This window comes from Mesorhizobium sp. M0768 (assembly GCF_040320195.1).
Lineage (GTDB): Bacteria > Pseudomonadota > Alphaproteobacteria > Rhizobiales > Rhizobiaceae > Mesorhizobium.
Genome location: NZ_JAMYPD010000036.1, coordinates 1 through 22670, shown reverse-complemented (window position 1 = coordinate 22670; position 22670 = coordinate 1). Strand labels below are relative to the sequence as shown.

23 protein-coding genes are annotated in these 22670 nt (G+C 63.1%); 15 read left to right on the top strand and 8 right to left on the bottom strand.

Features of this window, described 5'->3' with window-relative positions:
- Positions 1 to 123 precede the first annotated feature (123 nt).
- The 3 genes from NKI08_RS29390 to NKI08_RS29380 form a co-directional block, all read right to left on the bottom strand.
- The gene (locus NKI08_RS29390) at positions 124 to 1116 is read right to left on the bottom strand and encodes a substrate-binding domain-containing protein (protein ID WP_352542459.1); all 993 of its coding nucleotides are present in this window, start codon (positions 1114 to 1116) and stop codon (positions 124 to 126) included.
- Between the two features lie 207 nt (positions 1117 to 1323).
- Entirely contained in the window at positions 1324 to 2097 is a 774-nt protein-coding gene (locus NKI08_RS29385) for a FadR/GntR family transcriptional regulator (protein WP_352475451.1), read from the bottom strand.
- 30 nt (positions 2098 to 2127) lie between these two features.
- On the bottom strand, positions 2128 to 3129 hold the full coding sequence (locus tag NKI08_RS29380) for a LysR family transcriptional regulator (protein WP_352774467.1): 1002 nt from the start codon (positions 3127 to 3129) through the stop codon (positions 2128 to 2130).
- Positions 3130 to 3239: 110 nt separating this feature from the next.
- On the opposite strand from NKI08_RS29380, the gene NKI08_RS29375 reads away from it, so the two are divergent.
- Both NKI08_RS29375 and NKI08_RS29370 read left to right on the top strand, forming a co-directional pair.
- Positions 3240 to 3854: a nitroreductase family protein gene (locus tag NKI08_RS29375; protein ID WP_352774465.1), complete on the top strand. Its 615-nt coding sequence runs from the start codon at positions 3240 to 3242 to the stop codon at positions 3852 to 3854.
- A complete protein-coding gene (locus NKI08_RS29370; RefSeq protein WP_352774464.1) occupies positions 3851 to 4708 on the top strand; it encodes an EamA family transporter in 858 nt (285 codons plus the stop codon). Before NKI08_RS29375 ends, NKI08_RS29370 begins: the two co-directional genes overlap by 4 nt.
- 33 nt (positions 4709 to 4741) lie before the next feature.
- On the opposite strand, the gene NKI08_RS29365 is transcribed toward NKI08_RS29370, so the two are convergent.
- Positions 4742 to 5059 (bottom strand): hypothetical protein, encoded by a 318-nt coding sequence (locus NKI08_RS29365; protein WP_352774462.1) that lies wholly within the window; start codon positions 5057 to 5059, stop codon positions 4742 to 4744.
- A gap of 536 nt (positions 5060 to 5595) precedes the next feature.
- Here NKI08_RS29365 and NKI08_RS29360 point away from each other — a divergent pair.
- On the top strand, positions 5596 to 6084 hold the full coding sequence (locus NKI08_RS29360; RefSeq protein ID WP_352774492.1) for a nucleoside deaminase: 489 nt from the start codon (positions 5596 to 5598) through the stop codon (positions 6082 to 6084).
- A gap of 89 nt (positions 6085 to 6173) precedes the next feature.
- Here the strand turns inward: NKI08_RS29360 and NKI08_RS29355 are convergent, their stop codons facing one another.
- The gene (locus tag NKI08_RS29355; RefSeq protein ID WP_352774461.1) at positions 6174 to 7070 is read right to left on the bottom strand and encodes an NAD-dependent epimerase/dehydratase family protein; all 897 of its coding nucleotides are present in this window, start codon (positions 7068 to 7070) and stop codon (positions 6174 to 6176) included.
- A 152-nt stretch (positions 7071 to 7222) separates the two neighbouring features.
- Between NKI08_RS29355 and NKI08_RS29350 the strand changes: the two genes are divergently transcribed.
- A complete protein-coding gene (locus NKI08_RS29350) occupies positions 7223 to 8161 on the top strand; it encodes an NAD(P)-dependent oxidoreductase (RefSeq protein WP_352774460.1) in 939 nt (312 codons plus the stop codon).
- An 896-nt stretch (positions 8162 to 9057) separates the two neighbouring features.
- Here the strand turns inward: NKI08_RS29350 and NKI08_RS29345 are convergent.
- Positions 9058 to 9837, bottom strand: coding sequence for a FadR/GntR family transcriptional regulator (locus NKI08_RS29345; protein WP_352774458.1), 780 nt, complete (start codon positions 9835 to 9837; stop codon positions 9058 to 9060).
- 147 nt (positions 9838 to 9984) lie between these two features.
- Positions 9985 to 10974: a sugar-binding protein gene (locus tag NKI08_RS29340; protein WP_023675805.1), complete on the bottom strand. Its 990-nt coding sequence runs from the start codon at positions 10972 to 10974 to the stop codon at positions 9985 to 9987.
- Positions 10975 to 11400: 426 nt separating this feature from the next.
- Between NKI08_RS29340 and NKI08_RS29335 the strand changes: the two genes are divergently transcribed.
- The 11 genes from NKI08_RS29335 (at position 11401) to NKI08_RS29285 (ending at position 21757) form a co-directional block, all read left to right on the top strand.
- Positions 11401 to 12141: an ATP-binding cassette domain-containing protein gene (locus NKI08_RS29335; protein ID WP_023675804.1), complete on the top strand. Its 741-nt coding sequence runs from the start codon at positions 11401 to 11403 to the stop codon at positions 12139 to 12141.
- Positions 12142 to 12175: 34 nt separating this feature from the next.
- Positions 12176 to 13174 (top strand): ABC transporter permease, encoded by a 999-nt coding sequence (locus NKI08_RS29330; RefSeq protein WP_352774456.1) that lies wholly within the window; start codon positions 12176 to 12178, stop codon positions 13172 to 13174.
- A gap of 314 nt (positions 13175 to 13488) precedes the next feature.
- Positions 13489 to 14316 (top strand): helix-turn-helix domain-containing protein, encoded by an 828-nt coding sequence (locus NKI08_RS29325; RefSeq protein ID WP_352774454.1) that lies wholly within the window; start codon positions 13489 to 13491, stop codon positions 14314 to 14316.
- A 108-nt stretch (positions 14317 to 14424) separates the two neighbouring features.
- Positions 14425 to 14874 carry an SRPBCC family protein gene (locus NKI08_RS29320; RefSeq protein ID WP_352774452.1) on the top strand — a complete coding sequence of 150 codons (450 nt, stop codon included), beginning with the start codon at positions 14425 to 14427 and terminating at the stop codon, positions 14872 to 14874.
- Between the two features lie 12 nt (positions 14875 to 14886).
- Positions 14887 to 15681 (top strand): FAD binding domain-containing protein, encoded by a 795-nt coding sequence (locus tag NKI08_RS29315; protein ID WP_352774450.1) that lies wholly within the window; start codon positions 14887 to 14889, stop codon positions 15679 to 15681.
- Positions 15682 to 15730: 49 nt separating this feature from the next.
- Positions 15731 to 16213, top strand: a complete 483-nt coding sequence (locus tag NKI08_RS29310) for a (2Fe-2S)-binding protein (protein ID WP_352623392.1) — start codon at positions 15731 to 15733, stop codon at positions 16211 to 16213.
- 14 nt (positions 16214 to 16227) lie between these two features.
- Positions 16228 to 17595, top strand: a complete 1368-nt coding sequence (locus NKI08_RS29305) for a xanthine dehydrogenase family protein molybdopterin-binding subunit (RefSeq protein ID WP_352774448.1) — start codon at positions 16228 to 16230, stop codon at positions 17593 to 17595.
- Between the two features lies 1 nt (position 17596).
- Positions 17597 to 18601 (top strand): xanthine dehydrogenase family protein molybdopterin-binding subunit, encoded by a 1005-nt coding sequence (locus NKI08_RS29300; RefSeq protein ID WP_352453755.1) that lies wholly within the window; start codon positions 17597 to 17599, stop codon positions 18599 to 18601.
- Positions 18602 to 18610: 9 nt separating this feature from the next.
- Positions 18611 to 19507 carry an AAA family ATPase gene (locus tag NKI08_RS29295; protein ID WP_352453754.1) on the top strand — a complete coding sequence of 299 codons (897 nt, stop codon included), beginning with the start codon at positions 18611 to 18613 and terminating at the stop codon, positions 19505 to 19507.
- 226 nt (positions 19508 to 19733) lie between these two features.
- A complete protein-coding gene (locus tag NKI08_RS29290) occupies positions 19734 to 20870 on the top strand; it encodes a vWA domain-containing protein (protein WP_352774446.1) in 1137 nt (378 codons plus the stop codon).
- Positions 20870 to 21757, top strand: coding sequence for an amidohydrolase family protein (locus NKI08_RS29285; protein ID WP_352503855.1), 888 nt, complete (start codon positions 20870 to 20872; stop codon positions 21755 to 21757). Before NKI08_RS29290 ends, NKI08_RS29285 begins: the two co-directional genes overlap by 1 nt.
- Before the next feature lie 218 nt (positions 21758 to 21975).
- Here the strand turns inward: NKI08_RS29285 and NKI08_RS29280 are convergent, their stop codons facing one another.
- Positions 21976 to 22383: a carboxymuconolactone decarboxylase family protein gene (locus NKI08_RS29280; protein ID WP_352503856.1), complete on the bottom strand. Its 408-nt coding sequence runs from the start codon at positions 22381 to 22383 to the stop codon at positions 21976 to 21978.
- Between the last annotated feature and the right edge of the window lie 287 nt (positions 22384 to 22670).

The following is a 22670-nucleotide window of genomic DNA, read 5'->3' as shown; positions in this document are numbered from 1 at the left end:
CGTCACCCCGATACAAGAGTGGCCACGAAGATGGCGAACGGGCGGCTTGGCCGCCCGTCCTGGACGCGTGCTAGGTTTTTGCTGTCGTCCAAAAACCACTGATGGACTTTTGGGCGGCGTGCATCAGCGATAGCCCTCCTTCACCAATGCCGAGACGCGCTCCACATTGTCCTTGTCGACGACCGTCGGACCGGTCAGGAAGTAATTACCTTCGATCAGGCCGTATTTCAGGTAGTGGGTCAGGAGCAGCACAGGCATGTAGCCGCGCCAGAACTGCTGCTGGTCGATGGTGAACGCCTGCCGGCCATCCTTTATCGCATCGAGCGATTGCGCGACGATGTCGTAGCCGGTGAGCACCAGGTCGTCCCGGCCGCTATCTGCCTTGGCGGAGAGGAAACCATCGATCACGTCGCATGTGCTCGTAGCTGCGGCCGTATCGGGGTGCACGCGCAGGTAATTTGACAGCGCTTCCGCCTGCTGGCCCGGATCCATGGTCAGTTCGAGGAAGTCGGCCTCGATGCCGGCCTTCTTGAGCTCATCGATCTGCGACGTCGCCCTGAGCTGGCAGCTCGCGTCGCCCGGCTGTTGATTGGCGACCACGACGCGGCCCTTGACGCCCATCGAGACCAGTCGCTGCGCCGTCAACTTGCCCGCCGCCGCTTCATCAGATCCGGTGCGGAACAGGAAGAAATCGTTGGGATCGCGCACTTGCGAGCCGGACGGCGGCGCGGCGGCGCTGCCGAAGGCAATGCCGGCTTCCTTGGCGCGCGCGGCGACATCGGCATAGGACGAATCCTCGGCGAAGGCGCAGATGGCGATGCCGTTGGCCTGGGCGGCGATCGCCTCCTCGATCTTCTGCACCTGGTTTGGGATGGTAAGCTGATCCGGGAAAATATAGGTGACCTTCACGCCGAGGTTTTTGCCGGCCTCCTCGGCGCCGCGTGCCAGATAGCCATGAAAGCCCGTCGGTGCGGCACAGCCGACAAAGTAGATCGAGATATCCTTGTCCTGCGCCATGGCCGCTGCGCCGAAGACCGGCAGCAAGGCCACCGCCGAAATGGCGACAACCCGGCTGACGTGGAAGCCAATTTTCGATAGCCCATTTTTCATGCTCATGCCGATTTCCCCTATGCTTGTTGTTAAGGTCGACCCAAGCGACTTGCGCATCTGGAAGCTAATCGGCAGCCGGTTCGTCAAACAGACCCATTTCGTATCGATTGACGGGAACCATTCGTGCCGAAACCTCGCCGGCAAACATTGGTCAAGCGCGCACCATCGGCGGCCGCACCGACACAATCCGACTGTTTGAATGTGTGGCGGCGGCTATCTGGACTTGATGACGCTGTCGGTATTGGCCAGCAGCTTGCGCACCGCATTGCGCGCCGCGTCCGGCCGCTGCAGCCGGATGCTCTTCTCGATTGCCTCATGCAGCCTCTGCGCATGCTGCAAATCGTCCAATTCCCGCGTGGTATAAGCGAACAGATGATCGAATGCCGATTCGATCAGCACGCCGAGCGGCACCAGCAGATCGTTGCCCGAGGCCCGCAGGATGGCGAGGTGGAACCGCGTGTCGGCGCGGGTGCGCTCCTGCAGATTGGTTGCCTCGCCCATCTCGCGGCAGGCCTGGCTGATCTCGGCCATCTGCTCATCGGTGCGCCGCATCGCGGCAAAGGCGCTGGCCTCCGGCTCGATGATGTGGCGGAATTCCTGCACGGTCCTGAGGAACACCTCGCGGTCCGGCGAGGTCGCGTACCAGGCCAGCACGTCGCGATCGAGCAGGTTCCAGCGTTCCTTCGGCTCGACCCAGCTGCCGATTTTCGGGCGTGACGCCAATAGGCTCTTCGCCATCAGCATTTTTATGGCTTCGCGCACCGCCGAGCGGCTGACGTCGAAGGTCTCCGACCATTTGGCTTCGTTGGGCAGGATGGTTCCCGGCGGATAGTCGCCGCGCACGATCCTCAGCCCGATCTCGTTGGCCAGCGACGCATGCACGCTCGATCCCGGCATGCGCGCCGCATCGGCCCGGCGAATACCGCTCGTGCGTTCGGCGAACGCCTCGGCCGCTGTCTTTCCCTTATTCGGCTTCGCGTCCTGCATAGCTCCACAAAGTCCGGATTTGGAGGCGTGTCAAGGAGATGAAATCGACGGCAATATCTCAGCTTGATTTTCCGCCTCCGTCGCCTCCCCGACACCGCGCTTTGCCGAGCCTTCACGCCGGAGAGGCACGAACGGCTTCTCCTTGTCCCGGCTGAATTCCTCGATCAGGAAATCAAGGAAGACGCGGATTTTCGGGGCAAGATGCTGCCGTGCCGGATAGACCGCGTAGAGCGTGGTTTCGACCTTGTCCCAGTCATCCAGAGCCGATTGCAGCCGGCCTGCTTTCAGGTCGCTCTCGACATAGGGATAGGGGATCAGGCTGACGCCGAAGCCGGCACGCAACGCATCGCGCACGGCAAGGCTTGAAGAAACCGAGTATCGTCCGTCGATGGCGATCCGCTCGGTGCGGCCGTCCTTGCGGAATTCCCATATGTCCGCATGCCCCGAGAGGCTGAACCGGATGCAATTGGCCGCCTTCAAATCGGCAGGCGCTTTGGGCCGGCCATGCTTCTCGAAATAGGACGGAGCTGCGCAAAGCACGTGCGACATGACCGCAAGCTTTCTGGCGACCAGGCTGGAATCCTCGAGATTGTCGCTGCCGCGAATGGCAAGGTCAAATCCCTCCCGCACGATATCGACGCGCCTGTCGTCAAGGTGCAGATCGAGCTTCAAATCGGGATAGCGCGATAGAAACTCGGGGATGGCAGCCGAAAGCCGCGTCAACGTGACAGTCATCGGCGCGCTGACCCGCAACGTGCCGCTCGGCGCCGTCTTGATCGGGCCGAGCACCTGGTCGGCCCTGGCCAGCGCATCGAGCCCCTGCGTGACATGCTCCAGGTAGATCCTGCCCTCTTCGGTCAGCGCCATGCGCCGCGTTGTCCGGTTGATGAGCCGCACCCCCAGATGCGCCTCCAGCTCGGCGATGTTCTTGCTGATAGCGGGAGGCGAGAGACCGAGCCGCCGTCCGGCTTCGGCAAAGCTGTTCAGTTCCGCCACCTGGCGGAAAACCTGCAACGCCGTCAGGCGATCCATCGCACCATTCTCTTCCAGTAAATAATGTCTTGCAATTGTTGCATATTATCGCTCCTTGGTAAATTCTCTATCTGCTTCCCGAACGACTTTCTCAGTTTCGGAATGACATGATGACCAACCCCGCAATTTTCCTTATCGAGCGCCGCATGTCGGCCAATCGGTTCGATGCCTCGCACGAATTGACGGATGCCGAGATCGAGGAACTGGCACGTCTCGCAACGCGCGCGCCAAGCGCCTACAACCTTCAGAATTGGCGGTTCATCGCGGTGCGGACGCCGGAAACAAAGGCACGATTGCGCAGCCTCGCCCATGGCCAGGCCAAGGTGCAGGACGCCGCCGTCACCTTCATAATCTGCGGCGTACTGCCCGACCACGCTGCCCTCAATGCCAGGCTGCGTCCTTTCGTCGAAGCCGGCTTCATGCCGGTGGATATGGCTTCGGGCTGGCGGGAGGGCGCCCGCGCCCAATATGCCGATCCTCTAGCGGCCCGCGACGAAGCGGTGCGCTCGGCAACGCTTGGCGCGGCAACGCTGATCTTCGCGGCCGAAGCGCTGGGGCTGGTCTCCGGTCCGATGGCAGGCTTCGATGCCGACGGCGTGGCGCGCGAGTTTGGCCTTGCGCGGAATGAAGTGCCGGTGATGCTCATCGCGGCCGGCCGCGCCGCGCCCGGAAACTGGCCGCAAAAGCCGCGCCGCCCTCTTGCCGAAGTTCTGGAAATCTTATGAAAACGCACCGTTCCGATCTGCTGCTTACAGCCATCGCACCCGCGATATGGGGCAGCACCTATATCGTCACCACGCAGTTTCTGCCGAACTTCTCGCCGATGACGGTCGCAATGCTGCGAGCCCTGCCCGCCGGATTGCTGCTGCTGGCGATCGTTCGGCAACTGCCGACGGGCGTCTGGTGGCTGCGCAGTTTCGTCCTCGGAGCCCTCAACATCTCGATCTTCCTGAGCATGTTGTTTGTCGCCGCCTACCGGCTTCCGGGCGGGGTCGCGGCGACCGTGCTGTCGGTCCAGCCATTGATTGTGATTTTCCTTGCCGCTGCCCTGCTTGCCAGCCCTGTCCGCCGGTTGGCGATCGTCGCCGCCCTTGTCGGGATCGCCGGTGTCGCGTTGCTGGTGCTGACCCCGAACGCGACGCTCGATGCGGCCGGCGTTGCCGCCGGCCTCGCCGGGGCGGCCTCAATGGCCTTCGGAAGCGTGTTGAGCCGCAAGTGGCAGCCGCCAGCATCGCTGCTCGCCTTTACGGCATGGCAACTGACTGCCGGCGGTCTCCTTCTCGTTCCCGTGGTCCTGCTTTTCGAACCACCCATCCCGTTCCCGACCGCGGCCAACCTGCTTGGACTGGTGTGGCTCGGCCTGATCGGTGCGGCGCTGACCTATGTCCTCTGGTTCCGGGGCATTGCACGACTCGAATCTTCGGTGGTGTCATCGCTGCTTTTCCTCAGCCCGGTGACCGCCGTGCTGCTTGGATGGGTATTCCTGGATCAGACGCTGACCTTGCCTCAGATCGCCGGCGTCGTTTTCGTCATCGGCAGCATCTGGCTGGCTCAACGCCCCAGTCGCAACGAGGCTTGAGCCTGGTGGTAGTGGGTCAGTTTGAAAATTCGATCAAGACGGATGGCCGAAGACGGTTAAAATAAGCTCGACCGCACCGAAGCTGCAGAAGAACACAACAGCACCATATGCAATCACCCGGCGCGGCATCAGGAAGCGCGCTGACCAAAATCCAGCACGAAGCCTTGCGTCTCGCTTCCCCAGTCGTTCGCTCCATGGAAGGTTCTGCTCATCGATTGACCCATAGAAATCGGTGCGCAGAATTATGCTTAGGAGTGCGACGAACATGGCTGCGAAACTCAGGGCCAAGACAACGACACATGCTGTTATTGGAATAAACAAGTGAGGATTGTCCGCCCACTCGTACTTCAAATGTCCTCACTCCCTGCTTTTTGGCCGCGAACCATAGGCTCCTCTGCCTCTTTGGCTTGGATCAGCGCGACGATATCACTGATTTCCCAAAGCTTGCCAGTGACGCCAGCGGCCGGTATGTCTCAGTTGAAATTTGACGGAATGCAATATGCATTTTCCATATCGGGCTGAGCTCCTGTATGCTTACCGGAAAGCATGGGAGCAATCGTGAGCGATCACAATCAAGACGCATTGGAAGGTTGGACGTTTACCTCTGGCGAGGTCTCAGCTGGCGTGTACCGATTTAGCGGTCGCCATTATGACGGACGCTCGGTTGAACGGCAGGGCCCGGACTATGAGGCTATAAAGGCCGACTGCATGAATGATGCCCGGACACTTGGGAAGCCAGCCTATGCCAACCGGTCCTAGAGGCCAGAAGCGCCCCGCCGATGTGATCGGCAACGCAGTCCATGTCATGCGCATTGCGACAGGCGAGGAAGCCGACGAAGTGATTGACGACGGCAAAGACCCCGCTGCAGCTGCCGGAGGATCTGCCGATGCCACAACACCCCTATGATGAGCGCCTGCTCCGTCAGGCGTTCGAAGTCGCGCGCAAGGCCCGCGATGCCGGCGAACATCCCTTTGGTTCGCTCCTCGCCGACAAGGACGGCAATGTGTTGCGCGAGCAACCCAACGCTTACAAAGCTGGCGGGGGCGACCGCACCGCTCATGCCGAAAGGCTGCTGGCCTCATGGGCGGGGATGAATGTCAATCTCGAAAAGCTCGCCTCCTGCACGCTCTACACGTCGGCCGAACCTTGCGCGATGTGCTCCGGGACAATCTATTGGGCGGGCATTGGACGGGTCGTCTTTGGGCAGAGCGAACACGACCTCAAGCGGGTGACGGGCGCACACATCGAGAATCCCACGCTCGACCTGCCCTGCAGAATCGTCTTCGAAGCCGGGCAGCGTCCGACTGAAGTCGTCGGCCCGCTGCTTGCCGATGAAGCGGCGCAACTGCAGGCCGAATTCTGGAAAGACAAGTAGCTCGATTGCCGCGCGGCAAACGCGTGAGCCTAGCCTCATGACGAAAAATCGGGGCTGGCCCAGTGCCGGCTCCGCGTCAGCTGCCTCCGTCAGCTCGTCTTGACATATTTCCGCCAGCTGTGTTCCGGCCGGAAGCCGAGCACATCCCGCGCCTTGCGGTTGGAGAGCAGCGTCTCGTATTCGCCAAGTTCACCCTTGACCGGCACATCGGGATAAAACCGCTTCAGCAGTTCGGCTGTCGGCAGATCGGACGAGGTGTCGTCGTTGGCGGCGTTGAACACCTGATAACCGAGCCCGTCCTTTTCGATGGCGCGCAGCGTGATCTGCCCGAGGTCGCGCGCGTCGATATAGCTCCAGGCAATCCGTTTGCGGAAACCCGGATCGGCGAACCATTTCGGAAACAGCGAATATTCATGCGGCTCGATGACGTTGCCGATGCGCAAGGCGTAGATGTCGAAGCCGCTGCGCAGCGCAAAGGCGCGCGCCGTCTTCTCGTTGACGACCTTGGACAGCGCGTAGCTGTCCATCGGGTCGACGTCGTACGCCTCGTCGAGCGGAAAATGCGTCGGGTTGCGCGGTTCGTTGGCGAAGACCAGGCCGTAGGTCGTTTCGCTGGAGGCGATCACCACCTTGCGGATGCCGAGCTTCACCGCGGCCTCGATGACGTTATAGGTGCCGAGCGCGTTGATGCGGAACACCTCATTGTCGGGCGTGATCATGATGCGCGGGATCGCCGCGAAATGCACCACGGCATCCACCGGCTGCGTACGCAGCGACGGGTCGAATTCATGCAGGCCGATATAGCTCGACAGCGCATTGAACACCTGCCCGCTGTCGGTGATGTCGGTGATCAGCGTGCGCACCTTGGGATTGTCGAGCGGCTTGGTGTCGATGTTGAGCACCTGGCAGCCCTGCTCGACCAGATACTGCACGACGTGGCGCCCAGCCTTGCCGCTGCCGCCGGTGAACATGATCCGCTTCGTCATTTTGCTCTCCACATTCCCTAAGATTCATGTGTATTGTCAGACAATATCGAACTCTGCAATCGCCTGCCACGGCGAGCGGCAAAAACCCGCTTCAACAATTCGCCGGCAAGCTGCAGCGCCGTCATCCATCATTGCAAATAGGACGAAATGACATGAACACTACCGCCGCGAGCGAAAAGATCGGCTTCATCGGGCTTGGCCTGATGGGGCACGGGATCGCGAAGAACATCGTCGACAAGGGCTATCCGCTGACGTTTCTCGGCCGCAAGAACCGCGCGCCGGCGGAAGACCTGCTCGGCCGCGGCGCCAGGGAAGCGGAGACCTCGCGCGACGTCGCGGCGGCATCGACGGTTGTCTTCATCTGCGTCACCGGCTCGCGCGAGGTCGAAGCCATCATCCGCGGCCCAGGCGGTCTCAAGGAAGGCCTGAAGCCGGGATCGGTTGTCGTCGATTGCTCGACATCGGATCCTGTCTCGACGGTGGCGCTGGCCGCCGAACTCAAGGGGCTCGGCGTCGATTATGTCGATGCCCCGCTCAGCCGCACCCCGAAGGAGGCTTGGGAAGGCACGCTCGACGCCATGGTCGGCGCGCCCGATGCGGTTTTTGCCCGGCTGAAGCCGGTGCTCGAAACCTGGGCCGGGCGCATCGTCCATATCGGCGACACCGGCGACGGCCATCGCATGAAGCTGCTCAACAATTTCATCTCGCTCGGCTACGCCGCGATCTATTCCGAGGCGCTGGCGCTGGCGCAGAAGGTCGGCATCTCGCCGCCGCGCTTCGACAGCGTCATCCGCAACGGCCGCATGGATTGCGGCTTCTACCAGACCTTCATGCGCTGGACGCTGGAAGGCGACCGCGACGCGCACAAATTCACCATCGCCAACGCCTTCAAGGATCTCACCTATCTCGAATCGATGGCGGGTGCTGCCGGCATCGCCAACCCGCTCGGCAACGCCACCAAGAACGCCTTCGCCGGCGCCTTCGCCACCGGCCCCGCCGATCAGTACGTGCCGATGCTGGCGACGCACATCGGCAAGGTCAACGGCGTCGACCTGATGCCGACCAGGGATGGCAAAAAGCAGGCGATCTGAGAACGTTGGGTTAACGCCTGGGAGTGTCGCAACTGCAAACGTTCGCTGCCGACCAGCTACATCCGCCAATCTCCGACGCTGGCGATTAGCATATGACACCACACCTTCGTCATCCCAGGGTCTGCGCTCCGCTTCGCTCCTGCTCCGCCCTGGGATGACGAAGGGAGGGTTTCGGCTAGACTAATCTCTAAATTTGCGATTTGCGACTAACGGGAATGATCGACCTTGGTTGCTGGTTGACCCGACTTACACGCAGTTGGCCGAGAAACGATCGAATCAGCGCCGAAACCGGCCGATAACGTCGGTATTGGCGAGAAGTCTGTGCACCAAAGCACGCGCACTTCCGATCGGAGGAAGCCAAAAACAAAAAAACCGCCTCGGCGGGCGGGTCGTTGGAGCCAATTGGCACCATACGCAAATTAGTAGCATAGCTGCCGGCACAAAGCAAGAACAAAATAGCTGCGAAGGCAAAAAAGTCCGAATTCCTGTCCCACCCGAGGTCGCCGCCCCTCATTGCTTGGCCCTAAGGTTGGTGATTGGCGAAAGCCGAAGTGGCATCCAATCTCCCCCCTCTATTGCGCTGGGCAATCGCATTTGGATTCTTACGAAGATGGACCCCCACCCTAACCCTCCCCACAAGGGGGAGGGAACGCTGCCGCGCGCCCTCACTTCCCCTTTTGGCGCCGAAAGGCAGGCAATTTGCCGAGGTCAGCGCCAACGGAAGTCTCCCTCCCCCTTGTGGGGAGGGGTTAGGGGTGGGGGTACGTCGTAGAGCGAAAGCCTCGGCTTGCTATCTGCGATGGCCCCCTCGTGGGCGAGATGTCCGGCAGGACAGAGGGGGCGCGAAGGAATGCGAGTTTTGCAATCGTTCTGAGCAACGCCGCCCTGTGCAACCATCACCGCCGCGACCGGCCGATAACGTCGTCGGTGTTGGCGAGAAGCCTGTGCACCGCGGCACGGGCTGCAGCGGGCCGCTGCAGGCGGATATTCTTCTCGATCGCCTCGTGCAGTGCCTGCGCCCGCCGCTGATCGCTGGTCTCGCGGGTGACGAACTGGAACAAATGGTCGAGCGCCGATTCAATCAGCACGCCGAGCGGCACCAGCAGATCGTTGCCCGAGGCGCGCAGGATGGCGAGGTGGAACCGCGTGTCGGCGCGCGTCCGCTCCTGCAGGTTGGTCGCCTCACCCATCTCGCGGCAGGCCTGGCTGATCTCGGCCATCTGCTCGTCGGTGCGCCGCATGGCGGCAAAGGCGCTTGCCTCCGGCTCGATGATGTGGCGGAATTCCTGCACGGTTCTGAGGAACACCTCGCGGTCCGGCGAGGTCGCGTACCAGGCCAGCACGTCGCGATCGAGCAGGTTCCAGCGTTCCTTCGGCTCGACCCAGCTGCCGATCTTCGGGCGTGACGCCAAAAGGCTCTTGGCCATCAGCATCTTGATCGCCTCGCGCACCGCCGAGCGGCTGACGTCGAAGGTCTCCGACCATTTGGCTTCGTTGGGCAGGATGGTTCCCGGCGGATAGTCGCCGCGCACGATCCTCAGCCCGATTTCGTTGGCGAGCGAGGCGTGCACACTCGAGCCCGGAAAGTGTGCGGCGTCGGCGCGCCGAACGCCGGCCGGCCGCCCAGGCTCTGCCTTCAATTTGGCGGGTCGCTTTTTTGATGTCGCGTCCGGCATTCGTATTCCCCGGCAGCTTCTTGTCGAAAGCCTGAATTCAGGGCACGACAAAGCAGCGGCCTACGCTCCAAAGCAGCGTCGCCTCGTGCGTTTTGTATGGACAGTGCGAACGGGGCGCCCGTCGAAGGGCGCCCCGAAATTGCCGACCTACTTCTGGATGCAGGTGTCGACCGTGTCCTTGGTGCATTCGTCGAGGCCGGTGAACACCGGATCGGCGACCGGCTTGCCGTCGACCAGGTCGATCATCACCGAGGGCGCCTTGTAGCCCATCTCGAACGGCCGCTGGCCAACCAGCGCGGTCACCAGTCCGTCACGGGCAATCGCCACCTCGTCGCCGATCGTGTCGGCGGCGCCGATGACGAAGGCGTTGCTGGCGATCTTGTCGGCCATCGGCTTGAACAGGTCGCGGTAGGGCTGCGGAGCGCCGAACAGCGGCCAGCCGCCCATGATGCCGAAGGCGTCGAGATCGGGATTGGCGGCGAGGATGTCGGTCATCGCCTGCACGCCCTTGGCGCCGTCGTCATTGGTGAACACCGGGCAGCCGGCAACTTCCGTCCAGCCGCCTTCGCCCGCCAGCGCCGCGAGGCCGTCCTTGCCCGACAGCGCGTCACGCATGCCCTGCGCGCGGCGCAGGATGTTGTCGGCGGCCGGATTGCCTTCGATGGTGCAGATTTTGCCGCCATTCGGCTTGGCCTTCTTGATGTATTCGCCGATCTTGTGACCCATCAGGTAATTGTCGGTGCCGAGATAGGTCTTGCGCAGCGCCGCATCTTCCTTGCTGAGGTCGGCGTCGAGGGTCATGATCGGGATCGACGGATTGGCGCTTTTGATCGTCTGCGCGATCAGCGGCGCGTTCGACGGCGAAATCGCCATCGCCACCGTGTCGGGCTTGCTCAGCATGTCCTGGACGATCTGGGCTTCACCGGCCTCATCCGAGGTCGATGCCGGTCCGGTGTAGAAGCACTCATATTCCGAGCTGGCGTTTTCCTTGTTCCATTTCTCGCAACCCTGGTGGATGGCCTCGAAGAATGGATTGTCGAGACCCTTCACGACGATGACGAGCTGTTTCTTGGCCATGGCCGGCCCGGCACCCAGCGCCATGACGGCGGCGGCAGCGAGCAATAGTGATTTCCTCATGTCAGTCCTCCCTTTGAAACAAACGGACACGGCGTGCCCGCCACACACAGATCGACCCGGAGCAAGATGGCAGAGGACGTCGCACTCGTGTCGCCAAGCCAGGTCGATAAGCATTTTCATATTCAGTCTCAGACCGGCACCGACAGATATCGCTGGTTGCCAGATCCCTGACCGACAAACCCTCACCGATTCCTTCCGGCAACCCGGTGGCTCGGCGCAAGCTCCTCCGACACTTAGCTAATATCGCCTTGTCACCGACGTCAATGCTATTTGTCCTACAAAACTGATTTTTCGAAAGAAGCCGTGGTTGACGCCAAGGAGGCTTATGCGTAAATGGGCAAAATCGCTGCTTCCGGGAGGAACTGGGGAGAGCGAATGGCCGCGGCAGAACCGCAGGCCGCAAAGCACGGGGAGGCAAGAAGGCTGGTGGCGGTTCTCGAACTCACCAACATCTCGAAGCATTTTGGCGCCATCCAGGCGGTCAACGACGTTTCGTTGTCGATCGAGGCCGGACAGGTTGTCGGCCTGATGGGCGACAACGGCGCCGGCAAGTCGACGCTGGTCAAGATGATCGCCGGCAATTTCCCGCCGAGCCATGGCACGATGCAGATGGACGGCAAGGAGCTGATCCTGCACAAGCCGGTCGAGGCGCGCCAGCACGGCATCGAAATCGTCCATCAGGACCTGGCACTGTGCAACAATCTGACGGCCGCCGCCAACGTCTATCTCGGCCGTGAATTGCGCCGCGGCCTCGGGCCGCTTCGCATCCTCGACTATGCCGCGATGTACAAGCGCGCCGGCCAGATCTTCGCCGAGCTGAAATCCGAAACGCGCCCGCGCGACCTGGTCAAACAAATGTCGGGCGGCCAGCGGCAAGCGGTGGCGATCGCCCGCACCATGCTTTCGCAGGCCAAGATCGTGCTGATGGACGAGCCGACGGCGGCGATCTCGGTGCGCCAGGTCGCCGAGGTGCTGAACCTGATCCGCCATTTGCGCGACCAGGGCATCGCCGTCGTGCTGATCAGCCACCGCATGCCCGACGTCTTTGACGTCGCCGACCGCGTCATCGTCATGCGGCGCGGCCGCAAGGTCGCCGACAAGACGATCGCATCGAGTTCGCCGGAAGAAGTCACCGGGCTCATCACCGGCGCCATCGAACAGGTATGATTGACGCCTCAACCATGAGTAAAAAAGGTCGATAATGGCAGTCACCCTTGATCAGACGATCGCGCACAAGCAGCACACCTTGCTGAGCAAGGTGTTTGCCAGCCAGACCTTCTGGGTGGTGATCGCGGTCATCCTCGCCTGCCTGTTCCTGTCGGTGGCCACGGATTCCTTTGCCACGACCAAGAACCTCTACAACATCACCCGCAACATCACCTTCGTCGCCATCGTGGCGCTCGGCATGACCTTCGTCATCATCACCGGCGGTATCGACCTGTCGGTCGGCTCGGTGCTTTGCCTGTGCTCGATGGTGCTGGCCGTGACCATGCATGCCGGCTACGGCATCGAGATCGGCATTGCCGCTGCGATTGCCACAGCGCTGATCATCGGCGCCTTCAACGGGGTTCTGATCGCCTATCTCGGCTTTCCGCCTTTCGTGGTGACGCTCGGCATGCTGTCGATTGCGCGCAGCCTAGCCATGGTCGCCTCCAACAACACCGTCGTCTTCCAGTTCGGGCCGGATCACGACAAGCTGCTGGCGCTGGGCGGCGGCGCCTGGGTGTTCGGCATCGCCAATCCGGTGCTCTACATGATCGTGCTGGCGTTGATCACCGGCTTTGTGCTGCGCTGGACGAAATTCGGCCGGCACATCTTCGCCATCGGCGGCAACGAGCATGCGGCAACGCTGACCGGCGTTCCGGTGCGCCAGATCAAGGTCGTCGTCTACATGATCTCGGCATTGGCGGCTGGCCTTGCCGGCATCATCCAGACCGGCTGGCTGGGCGCGGTCACCACCAATCTCGGCAACGGCATGGAGCTTCAGGTGATCGCCGCCACCGTCATCGGCGGCGCCAACCTGGCCGGCGGCATGGGCACAGCCTTCGGCGCGGTCGTCGGTGCGGCGCTGATCGAGGTCATCCGCAACAGCCTCGGCCTGCTCGGCATCAATGCCTTCTGGCAAGGCGTGTTCATCGGCGGCGCCATCCTGCTCGCCGTGCTGTTCGACCGCATCCGCAATTTCAGGCGCAACGACTGACGTTCAAGCGCAGCCTCCCCCTTCTCCCCTTGTGGGAGAAGGTGTCGCCGAAGGCGACGGATGAGGGGGGCTCCAGTTTGGCATCGCCTCATTTCTTCCAACACCCCTCAACCGTCTCGGCGCTAGCGCGCCGATCCACCTTCTCCCACAGGGGGAGAAGGGGACGCGCTCCTATCGCCGGGTCTGAAAATCCGCGGTGCGGCGCATGGCCGGCGCCCGGACGTGCACATCCGTCTTGACGCAAGCCCGAACTGCGCCGCACAATCGCTCGCAGCAGGCGAAGGGAGGCCAGTCGCCTGCGGGAGGATATACCCATGACGGAAGCGATCAGGCTCTACTGGGGCCGGTTCGGACATGTTTCTGTCCTGAACGTCGCCAGCGACTTCGTCACCCATGCCCACGTCGAGGCGCATATCATCATCTGGCTGGAAGGCACCGCCGGCGAGATGACCATCGGCCGCGAGACGGTGCGGCTTGGACCGGGCACCGCCGCCGGCATCAATTCCTACCAGCCGCACAGCCACGCTCTGTCCCGCGACGGCACGCCCGGCCTGTTCCTCGCCTTTTACATCGATCCGGACTGGGCTCGAAGGCGCCGCGAGCTGCCTTCCTCCGCGCCGCTGTTCTCCGCCCCGGCAATCACGCTCGAGCCTTGGCTGCACAAGGCAGCGGCCAACCTTCTCGATCATCTCAGCGACAATGAGAGCATCGACGACATCGCCAATTACGAGATCGAGCGCTTCATCGACAGCGTGCTCGATGCCGCCGACGCGTCCGCACCGCAGACCGTGCGCACCCGCGTCAGCACCATGCAGGACTTCCGCGTCCGCAAGGCGATCCAGCTGATGAAAGCCAATGTCTGCGAGCGCATCTGCTTCGACGACGTGGCGCGCAGCGTCGGCCTGTCGCGGCCGCATTTTTTCGCCCTGTTCAAGGAACAGACCAATCTGACGCCCAACGTCTATTGGAACACGCTGCGCATGGAGGAAGCGGTGCGGCAGTTACAGTGGTCGCAGGAGCCGCTGATCTCGGTCGCCTGCAATCTCGGCTTCACCACGCAAGGCAATTTCTCGCGCTTCTTCCGCGACCATGTCGGCGTCCCGCCGACGCTTTACCGCGAGGCGGCGCGGGCGATCAGCTGAGCGCCCGTTTTTTCAGACTATTTGATAGGCGTTCAAGACGCATTGATAAGCGCTGCCGAGCCTGCCGCCCTACCCTCCCAAGCAGCTGATTTGCAAGGGAACGATCATATGGCGAAAGTCACCATCTCCAGCGTCATCGACGCACCGGTCGAAAAGGTCTGGGCGCGCATACGCGACTTCAACGGCCTGCCGACCTGGCACCCGCGCATGGTCGAAAGCCATATCGAGGACGGCAAGGATGCCGGCACGATCGGCTGCGTGCGCAATTTCCAGCTCGCCAGCGGCGCCCGCCTGCGCGAAAAGCTGCTCGATTTCTCCGACGAGAACTTCCTCGTCAGCTACGCCATCCTGGAGACGCCGCAGCCGCTCACCAACCACAAGGCGACGTTGCAGTTGCGGCGGGTGACCGACGGCGACCGCACCTATGCCGAATGGACCCCCAGCTTCGACGCCGTTCCCGAGGAAGCCGATAAATTGGCCGAAGGCATGGGCGCCAACGTCTTCCAAGGCGGGTTCAACGCCCTGAAGGCCCATTTTGCCGGCCAGAGCCAGGCGTAAAGGGAGCGTTCCATGGCGCTTGCACTGCAGAGTTTCGCGACGGTGAAGGATGCCAGCGCGGCGCTGAAAGCCGCCGGCACCCGCTACCTCGGTGGCGGCACGTTGGTGGTGCGCGCCGCCAATGAAGGCGACGTGTCGATCTCCGGTTTCGTCAGGTCGACCGAACCGGCGCTGTCGGTCATCCACATTTCCGGCGGCGAGGTCCGCATCGGCGCTTCGGTGACCATGGCGGCGATCGCCCGCCATCCGGATCTCGCCCCGCTGGCCCACGCCGCGCGCGCCGTCGGCGGCCCGGCGATCCGCAACATGGCAACGGTCGGCGGCAATCTCTTCGCGCCAGCGCCTTACGGCGATTTCACCGTTGCACTGCTGGCCTTGGACGCAACCGTCAGCACCGGTGACGGCGAGCTGCCGATTGAGACATTCCTGACAAAGCGCGAGAGCAATGACGCCATCGTCACCGCGGTCGGCTTCACGCTTCCGAAGGAAGGCGGCTTTCGCTTCCTGAAAGTGTCGCGGGTCAAGCCAAAGGGCGTCTCGGTGCTGAGCATCGCCACCGTGCTGGACCACGCACCGGACGGCACCGTGTCGTCAGCGCGGATCGCGTTCGGCTGCATGGCCGACCGGCCGATCCGTGCCAGGGCGGCGGAGAAGGCCCTGATTGGCCGGGAACTCACGAGCGAGGGCATCGCACCGGCACTGGCTGTTGCCCGCGACGGCACTTCGCCGCGAACCGATCCGATCGCCAGTGCCTGGTATCGCAACGAAGTCCTGCCGGTCCATCTCGGCCGGCTGCTGCTCGCCTGAAAGACCGTGGCGCGTATGTCCGCCTGGCTGCGGCGCAAGGAGTAAAAAGATGGCAAAGGTCCCGGTTCAGTTCACGCTCAATGGTGCCGAAAAGGCCGAATTCATCGACAGCGGCACGACGCTGCTTCATGCGCTGCGCGACAAGATCGGCGACACCTCGCCGAAGGGCGGCTGCCACCAAGGCACCTGCGGCGCGTGCTCGGTCATCATCGACGGCGAGCTCAGGCTGTCCTGCCTGACGCTGGCCGAGACCTGCAACGGTGCAACCGTCACCACCACCTCGGGACTGGCGGAAGGCGGCGTGCTGCATCCGCTGCAACGCGCTTTCCTCGACGCCTTCGCGACCCAATGCGGTTTCTGCACGCCGGGCATGATCATGGCCGCCAAGGTGCTGCTCGACCAAACTCCGAACCCCAGCCGCGAGGATGTGGTCGAGGCACTGTCCGGCAATATCTGCCGCTGCACCGGTTACGAGCCGATCATCCAGGCAGTTCTGACCGCCGCGCGCTCCAATTCGCAGAACGCGGCTTGAGGGGAGTTAAGAAAATGGAACTCCGCAAGAGCTATTTCGCCGACCAGCGCAAGGACGATCTGCACGAGATCGGCCAGCCGCGGCCGCGTTCGGATTCACCCGGCCATGTCACCGGCAAGACCGCCTATTTCGCCGACCGCAATTTTCCCGGCATGCTGCACCTGAAGATGGTGCGCAGCCCGCATCATCACGCCCGCATCCGCAGCATCGATACGTCAGAGGCGGAAAAGCACCCCGGCGTCGTCAAGGTGCTGACCGCCAAGGATGTGCCGCACAATGTCTACACCATCCTGATCCTGATCCAGATCGGGCCGGAGGACGAGACGGTGCTGGCCGACGGCAAGGTGCGCTGGAAGGGCGAGGCCGTGGTGGCGGTGCTGGCCGAGACCGAGCGCGCTGCGCAGGAAGCCGCCGCCAAGGTCAAGGTCGATTACGAGGTGCTGCCGGCCGTCTTCGACATGGACGAAGCGCTGAAGCCCGGCGCTCCGATCGTCAACGAATATCACGGCCGGAATTATTACCTCTACGACAGCGGCGAATGCCGCAAGGTGCGCTTCGGCGATGTCGAGGCAGGCTTTACAGGAGCCGACCACGTGCTCGAACAGACCTACCAGTCTTCACCGATCGAGCATGCGCCGACCGAAACGACCGGCTGCATCGTCGCGCCGGAGGGCAACGACCGCTTCACCTGCTACACCAACACGCAGGCGATGTTCTTCACTCTCGATAACGCCTCGATCATCCTGCAGATGCCCGGCAACAAGCTGCATTTCGTCGGCGGCACTGTCGGCGGCGGCTTTGGCGGCAAGGTCGACGTCATCGTCGAGCCGATCGCCATCCTTGGCGCCAAAATAACAGGACGACCGGTCTGTTTTATCTACAGCCGCGAGGAAGAGATGCAGATTTCCTCGCCGCGCGCCGCCGAGAAAGTCGTCATCAAGGACGGCGTCATGAACGACGGCCGCATCGTCGCGCGCAAAGTGACCGGCTACACCGACGCCGGCGCCTATTCGCGCCATTCGCCCTACGGCGCGCAGAAGGGCGCCGGGCATTATCCCGGCCCGTATACGATCCCGAATGTCTGGATCGACACCTACTGCGTCTACACCAACCGCACCCCGTCCTCGGCGATGCGTGGCTTCGGCGTCACCATTGGCGATTTCGCGCTAGAGGTACAGATGGACAAGCTCGCCCGGCTGATCGGCATGGACCCGCTCGAATTCCGTTTCATCAACGCCTATCGCGATGGCGACATGAAAGCACATCGGCAGCCGACCGAGGGTGCTGCGCTGATCGAGTGCATGCAGGAAGCCTCGCGCGCCGCCAACTGGCCGGTAGCGGAAAAATTCATGGCGATGTCGTCTTACGCGAAGGGAGCTTGAGATGGCGATCAGGCGCGGACGCGGCGTCGCCGCGATCAATTATCCGACCGGCATGAATCTCGGCGGCGACCCGACCCAGGCGCTGGTGCATTCGACGCCGACCGGCAATTTCATGGTGACGCTGTCGAGCGTCGATCTCGGCCAGGGCATGAAGCAGATCATGGCGCAGATCTGCGCCGAGACGATCGGCGTGCCGACCGACCGTGTCGTCGTCGACACCGCCGACACCGACACCGGCCCGCACTGCATGGGCACCTTCGCCTCGCGCGGCACACACCGGGCCGGCAACGCCGTCATCCAGGCGGCCAGGGAAGCCCGCCAGGTGATGCTGGAAGTGGCAGCCGAGGAGCTGGAAGTCAATGCCTCCGACCTCGAAACCGACGGCCAGGGCAACATCCTGGTCAAGGGCGCGCCGCAGAAATCGATCTCGATCTTCGATGTCGCGCTGTCGGCGCATTTCAAGCGCGGCCGCTCGATTTCCGGCCGCGGCATGTTTTTGATCCCGCGCTCCTATCCGGAAAAGGAAACCGGCGCGATGAAGCCGTCGACCTGTTACGCGCACGCCTGCACGGTTGCCGAGGTCGAAGTCGACGACGAGACCGGCGAAATCACCGTGCTGACCGTGAAAAACGTCTTCGAGATCGGCCGCGCGCTGAACCCGAAAATGGTCGAGCAGCAGCTCGTCGGCGGTTCGTGGATGGGCATCAGCCATGCTCTCTACGAGACGACCGAACCCTATTATCCCAACCGTGATCACGGCGGCACCGATTTCAATCAGTATCTGATGCCGGGACCGGGCGATCTCGCGCAAACCGATATCATCGTGCTGGAGAGGCCCTCGGCGGACGGGCCGTATGGCGCCAAAGGGCCGGGCGAAATGTGCGCCAACCCGCAAATCCCGGCGGTCGCCAATGCCGTCTTCGACGCCGTCGGTGTGCGCATCGACACGCTGCCGATCACGCCGGAGCGCATCCTGCGGGCGCTAAAGGCGCAAGCATCGAACTGAGTGCTGGAAATGCCCAAGAGAAGCGCCCGGACTTCAAGCGCAGAGACAGTCGCGACCTCGCCGGAGGCGGTGGCGTCCCGGCTCGCCGCCTCGCGCTATCTCGCAGATGAAAGCCTGGCCACCGCAATCTTCCTGGCGATCAGGCTGGGTAAGCCGCTGCTGCTCGAAGGCGCGCCCGGCGTCGGCAAGACCGAAGCGGCGAAGGCGATCGCCGAACTGCTCGGGCGCGATCTGGTGCGGCTGCAATGCTATGAAGGCATCGACGCCGCACATGCGCTATACGAGTGGAACTACCAGCGCCAGCTGCTCGCCATCCGCCATGCCGGCGAGCACGAGGTCGACATCTATGACGACCGTTTCCTGATCGCGCGGCCGCTGCTGCAGGTGCTGAAGGCGCCGGAAAAGCGCGTGCTGCTGGTCGACGAAATCGACCGTTCCGACCATGAATTCGAAGCGCTGCTGCTGGAGTTCCTGTCCGATTTCCAGATCAGCATTCCTGAGCGCGGCACCATTCGCGCGACGGCGCAGCCGATCGTCATCCTGACCTCGAACCGCACCCGTGAACTGGCAGAAGCGCTGCGGCGGCGCTGCGTCTATCACTGGATCACCTATCCCGACGCCATTCGCGAGGCCGAGATCATCATGCTGCGCGCCGGCGACGTCGCCGAGGCCACGGCCCGCGCCGTGGCTTCCGCCGTGCGCGACATCCGCGCGCGTCCGCTCGCCAAGCCGCCAGGAATCGCCGAGGCGGTCGAATGGGCCAACGCCGCCACCATCCTCGAAAAGGGCGGCAGCCCCTGGCCGGAAGCCTTCCGCCGCGCCATCGGCGTGCTGATCAAAGACGAGGAGGATCTATCCTGCATCGCGCCGGAGCTCGGCAAGATTGTCGAGGAGGCGCTGGCGTGATGCACGATCGAAGCGCGCTAGCGCGATACCCCAGGGCTAGTGCGCGACGCTGGCGGGACAGCGCCCCCCTCTGTCCTGCCGGACATCTCCCCCTCAAGGGGGGAGATTGGCAGCTTGGGCGCTCCGCTCAATTCTGCAACGTTGAAGATTGGCGAAAGCCGGCGAGATGTCTGATCTCCCCCCTTGAGGGGGAGATGTCCGGCAGGACAGAGGGGGGCGCGAAGGAATGATGCGTCCGGAAAGTTTGCCCCGTGCGACCACGCCGTTCCTCGGCTTCGGCCGGCTGCTGCGCCGCTACGGCTTCCCGGTGGCGCCCGAACAGGTCTCCGGTTTCATGCAGGCCGTAACCCTGCTCGGGCCCCGCTCGATGGCCGACATCCGCGAGGCCGCCCTCGCCACGCTGGCGCCGCCGCCCGACCGCCGCGACGAATTCGAGGCGCATTTCCGGAGCCATTTCTATGGGGACGCCGCGGCGCTGGTCGAAGGCGAGGCCGACGAGGAAACCCCCATCAAGGACGATGGTGCAACGAGCGAAGAGGAAATCGAAGTGCTCCGCCAAGAGGAAGGCGGCGAACTGTCTTCGGCAAGCGAACAGTTGAGCGTCCGCGAGTTCCATCGCGACAGCGACGGGCTTGCCGCCTTCCGCCGCAAGCTCGCCACCGCTTTGCCCGCGCGCCGCTCCTTCCGCACCGTACGCACGCATGCGCGCGGCAAGCTCGATCTGCGCCGTTCGCTTAGGGAGATCGTCAGTGCCGACGGCGATATCCCCTCGCCGCTGCTGCGCCGGCGGCAGACAGTGCCGCGCAAGCTTCTCATGCTGATCGACGTGTCCGGCTCGATGAAGCTCTACACATCGGACTATCTCAAGCTGGCGCACGCGGCGGTGCAAGGCGCCGACCGGGCGGAGGTCTTCACTTTCGGCACACGGCTGACCCGTATCACCTCGGCGCTGCGCATTCGCGACCGCAATCAGGCGCTGGCCCGCGCCGCTGCCCAGGTCGACGACTGGGACGGCGGCACCCGTATGGGACCGACGCTGCTCGCGTTTCTATCGGTGCCGCGCTTCTCCGCCTTTGCGCGCGGGGCGGCAATCGTCATCCTGTCGGATGCGCTGGAGCGCGGCGACCATACCGAGCTGGAGACCGCGATACGCCGGCTGAGCGCCCGCGCCTTTCGGCTTTCGCTGGCGACGCCATTGGCCGGCGATCCGCGTTTTCGGCCGGCCACGGCAGCACTTCGCACCATCCTGCCGGTGCTCGACGATCTGGTCGACGGCTCCTCGATCGCCGGCCTCACCGATTTCATCCTGTCGCTCGCCCGCCCAGCCCCGGCGGCCGCGGCAATCTGGAAAAGGGTTTTGTGATGCAGAAAGCGATCGACGCGCATTTCCACATCTGGCGCCGAGAGGACCAGCCCTGGCTGGTCGGACCGATGGTGCCGCGCATCTTTGGCCCTTACGAGCCGATCCGCCGCGATTATCCGATCGAGGAATTCCTCGCCGACCAGCAAGGCTCGGGCGTCGAGAAGGCGGTCTATGTCCAGACCAACTGGGCCAAGGAGGATTTCGAGAACGAGGTCGCGTTCGTGCAGAAGACCGCGGAAGAAACCGGCTGGCCGCACGCCATCGTCGGCTATGCCGACATGACCGTGGACGACGTGCGTTCCCAGATCGACCGGCTGATCAAATACCCGCTGCTGCGCGGCGTGCGCATGCAGCTGCACTGGCACCAAACGTCGGCCTTCCGCTTCGCCGCCTCGGCCGATCAGGTCATCGACCCCAAAGTGCGGGCCAATGTCGCGCGGCTCAAGCATTACGGCCTGTCCTTCGACCTGCAGCTTTTCCCCGCCCAGATGAAGGATGGGCTGACGCTCGTCGGCGAGAACCCCGAGACCAATTTCATTCTCACCCACGCCGGCATGCTGACCGACATGGAGCCCGAAACCACCGAGGCCTGGAAGGCAGGCCTGCGCACGCTGTCAGCGGCGCCCAACCTCTATGCAAAGCTGTCCGGCCTCGGCACCTTCGTCCACCACAACGACCCGGCGCTGATCGCCTATATCGTCGACAACGCCATCGACATCCTCGGCAGCGGCCACCTGATGTTCGGCTCGAACTTCCCGATCGAGAAGCTGTGGACCAGCCATGCCGAGCTGATCAGGGCGCACCGGGAGGCGGTGGCGAAACACGGCGCGGCCGCCGAGGCCGATATTTTCTGGAACACGGCGGAGAAGGTATATCGGCCGGTGTAGCGCGCATCCCTTCTCCCCTTGTGGGAGAAGGTGGATCGGCGCGTAGCGCCGAGACGGATGAGGGGTGCTGGAAGAAACTCGGCGGAGAAAATCCCAGCGATTTGAAGCACTTACGTCTCCAAGGCCGCGATCCGTCCAGCACCCCTCATCCGACCGAGCTTCGCTCGGCCACCTTCTCCCACAAGGGGAGAAGGGAAGGCGCCGCGCCGCGCCTCACCTCACTTGACCTCGAACTGCGGATCCACCGGGATCTGCAGCGCGGTGACCATCTGGTTGGTCTGCCCGGCCAGCCCGATGATCGAGACCAGCTCGCCATGCTGCGCGTCGGTCATGCCCTTGGCGCGGGCGGCAGCCGTATGCGAATGGACGCAATAGGAGCAGCCATTGGCGGTCGAGACGGCGATGTAGATCATCTCCTTGGTCAGCGGATCGATGGCGCTGTCGGCGACCATCACCGCCTTGAGCTGTTCCCAGACCCGCTTCAGCGACGCCGGATCATTGGCCAGCCCGCGCCAGAAATTGTTGACGAAGTCGGATTTGCGCGTCGCGCGGATGTCGTCGAATACCGCCTTGACCGCCGGGATTTTTTCCACCTCGGCATCGCTCAGAAGTTTCGTCGTGGCCATGGCTTGGTCCTTTCGTTTGGATCGTTATGCGAGGTCGTTGAATCAGGTCGGGAGAAAAGGCGGCTAACCGCCTTGGATGAATCAGCAATTGACGCGCTGAGGCAAGACCGTAAGGCTGGCCGAGGCCCCTCACCTTCGTCATCCCTGGGCGAAGCAGGAGCGAAGCTCCGTCGCGGAGACCCTGGGATCCATATGTGGACGGCGCCCTGCCTGCAACGGTTGTTTTGCGTCGTTTTCGATCGCTTGCGTCCATATGTCCGGCCTTTGAGCACGGTCCTTGCGGCCGC